We start from the raw sequence: 2,915 nt of genomic DNA, 5'->3' as shown, positions 1-2,915 counted from the left end.
TAAAAACGATAATGCGGCAAGCCGCTAATCAGTTGGTGCACCCAGCTGGAAACGCCCCCCCTGACATAGGGGTAGGTGCCTTCCAGTAACAGGCAGATATCAGCTTGCTGCACTGCGCCAGTACTCCTTTAATTGGGTCACTAAATCGCTTTGCCGGGCCGGCAGGCTTTGCAGTAAAGTGGCCACCTCCTGGTAGCGGGCCTTGCCAAACATCACTTCTGCCAGGTAAGGCGACACCTGGCGTTCTGGCAGACCGCGGTCCAGCGCGTTGTTCAGATAATGCTGCGCCTGATCATAGTCCTGCTGTTCCAGCAGAATACGTCCCAGTTTCAGCTCAATGGCGGCCGAGGGCTGTAACTGATGGGCCTGCTGTAAAAAGCGGCTGGCTTCAGTCAGATAAAAGTCGCGGATCGGGCCTTCTGCGATCCCCAGGTAACACAGTTCCCAGTAGCTTTCAGCAATTCGCTGCAGCGTTTCTGCATTGGCTTTGCGCTCTTGCTTTTTCTTTAACAGCGCGATTTTGCGGTTGATATTAAACTCAATTTTTTCAATAACCGCATAAGCCAGTAAGCGGATATCATCGGTTCTGTCGGTCAGAGCCAGTTTCAGTAACGGCATCGCATCCTGATGGGGCAGAAAACGACAGGAGTTCGTCGCCATCAGGCGTTTTTCATCTGACGGGTTAAACAACAGAATGTCTTTTAAGGCAGCATAGCCATAAAACCCGGCTTCCAGCTGTTCCGGGTGCATCGGTAACGCCAGGTTGTAGGTGTGATGCCAGCGCTTTTTGATTTCAGCCCTGGGGAAATACAACGCCACCACAAACACTGTGGCCAGACATACCATGCCGATCACCGGCATCGTAAAGGCCAGGGTAAAAATAAATAGTAACGCCGGCAGCACCGGGGTTTTATAAGCGTTGGGCAGCACCAGCCAGCACAGCACGGTAAAGCTGCCAGCAGCAATGCCATGGCTGCTAATCACTGCCAGCCACAGCAGCGGCGTCATTTGCTGCTGCCCCAGCAGATAGAGACTTGCTATCTCAAAGGTCAGTATTTGCAGCGTCAGCCAGGTCTTCATTGTAAGCATCCAGTTCATGGAGTAACAGATTAATCTCAGCCTGCTGCGCAGACACCCGTAGCGGCCCGGTCAGTTTCAGATCGGCGCTGCCGGCATTTTGCTGGCCGGCCAGCAGGGACTGTACCCGTTCAATAAACTGTTTGGCTTCGCTTGGCGTTGTCATCGGCAGTAACACACATAATGCCTGCTGGCCGTCACGGGTTTGACACTGCCAGTAAATATCAGCGCCGCGCCGGAAATCGGTGATCTGCGAGAACGCCAGATGCTGGGTTGCTGTTAAGTCGGTAAACAGCACCAGACTGCTGTCGATAGCGTAGCGCTGATAATAATGTTGCTGGCTGCGGATGTACTGACGGAACAGCTGCCGCTGTTCTGGTTTTAACACCGGCACAAACACCTCATTGGCAATAAAGTTGGCGATATAGCCACTGAGCAGGGCCACCAGGGCAACATTGGCATCGGTCAGTTGCACAAAGCGCACCTTCTCCGCCAGGATCACCGCCTGTAACTTGCCGTTGATATCGCTAAGCGGAATCGTCAGCTGATAGTACAGGTCGCTGTGCTCTATTAAATCGGCCGGTGACAACAGGGCTTTAGACTGCAGCATATCTTTGAGCATCGCATCATCGGCCACCAGTTTGTGGGCATTACCAATAGTTGCCAGCGGCTGAGCGTCTATTTTGCCGTCATGCACCAGGTAAAAACCGGCCTGATACAGGGTAATAATTTCGGACACCACCTGCAGGCTGCGTTCGGCCAGCTTAACGGGCCGGCCGTCCGGCTGCTCCAGCGCGTCAGTATGCAGTAACTGAATGCCGGTACGCAGGCTCATTTGTTTACCGGCAACCCGTTGCTCCAGCTGATCATGGGAGACTTTCAGTAAATGATAATTCTGGGTAAAGCTTTTCAGCTTTTGCTCCATAAAACGGTGATTAAGTTCAAACCGCTCGTTAATATCATGCCAGTGGTCACGGAATTCGCCGACCAGCATCGTCACCACGGCTGTACCTACCGCAACCGGCATACTGAGTAAGAACGGCTGATCGTGGCTGGCCTGCCATACTGAAAAGCCAATCAGTAAAAACACAAAACTCATCATACCGCGGCCAAAGCCGTAGCGCAGTGCGATAACCACCGGTCCGAGCATCGGCCAGAAAAAGTATTGCTGCGGCCGGTCATACAGCAGCGTGGCCTGATACACCCAAATCAGCATGGCGGCAGCAGTAATCAGCAGCAGCTCAAACCAGGCAAACAGCTGATGATCACTGCCAAACAGCATTCGGTACAGCACACCGCCGGCGCCACGACGCTTGTAAGAGTCCATCTGCGGTTAATCCCAGTTCAGACTGGCACTAAGCTCAGCAAAGGTTTTCAGTGCCAGATGCGACAGGGATTCACGGCCCCAGCCACTGCGGGCCGCAGAGCCGCGCCATAACTCGGTGCCATTTTTATCGGTCAGCTGTAAGGTCACGCCTACCGCGGGCTCACCATCCAGGCCATACTTATATTGCCACTCCTGCACGACACCGTACATAACGTAGCCCTGCTGGCGGGTTGCCAGCCACTGCTCAGCGACGGCCTGACGCTGCTCGGGCTCAATACTGGCCTGCAAGTCACTGACCGTACTGGCCGGATACAATTCCACCCTGATGCCGGCATCGGCCAGTACCGATGCCAGTAACTGCTCGGCCTGCGCCTGCGCCATCGGCGTCGCTGACTGGTTGCTAAAAGGCATAATATACACCACCTGGTTTGCATCCAGGGCCGGGCTTTGGCTGCTCATTTGCGAGGCGCAGCCAGCCAGTAACAGTAATGTTGCTGATATCAACCGTTTC

General features: G+C 54.1%; 4 protein-coding genes. All 4 read right to left on the bottom strand.

All coding sequences use genetic code 11. From position 1 onward, the window contains the following. Positions 1-113 (bottom strand): DUF3492 domain-containing protein (locus R3177_RS14835; protein ID WP_413229096.1); only part of this gene is annotated, 113 nt, incomplete at its 3' end. Continuing rightward, positions 100-1,080, bottom strand: a complete 981-nt coding sequence (locus R3177_RS14215) for a hypothetical protein (protein ID WP_318971664.1) — start codon at positions 1,078-1,080, stop codon at positions 100-102. The genes R3177_RS14215 and R3177_RS14835, both read right to left, overlap by 14 nt. Continuing rightward, positions 1,043-2,404 (bottom strand): PelD GGDEF domain-containing protein, encoded by a 1,362-nt coding sequence (locus tag R3177_RS14210; RefSeq protein ID WP_318971663.1) that lies wholly within the window; start codon positions 2,402-2,404, stop codon positions 1,043-1,045. Before R3177_RS14210 ends, R3177_RS14215 begins: the two co-directional genes overlap by 38 nt. A 6-nt stretch (positions 2,405-2,410) precedes the next feature. After that, positions 2,411-2,915 (bottom strand): hypothetical protein (locus R3177_RS14205; protein WP_318971662.1); only part of this gene is annotated, 505 nt, incomplete at its 5' end.

This window comes from Arsukibacterium sp. (assembly GCF_033722355.1).
In the GTDB taxonomy this organism is placed as follows: domain Bacteria; phylum Pseudomonadota; class Gammaproteobacteria; order Enterobacterales; family Alteromonadaceae; genus Alishewanella.
Note: the sequence above shows the minus strand (reverse complement) of the source record. Positions and strands in the feature narration are given on the sequence as shown.

What these genes read in the sequence shown, in the direction of transcription:
- R3177_RS14215 (WP_318971664.1), bottom strand. Translation starts at nt 1,080, where the DNA reads ATGAAGACCTGGCTGACGCTGCAAATACTGACCTTTGAGATAGCAAGT.
- R3177_RS14210 (WP_318971663.1), bottom strand. Translation starts at nt 2,404, where the DNA reads ATGGACTCTTACAAGCGTCGTGGCGCCGGCGGTGTGCTGTACCGAATG.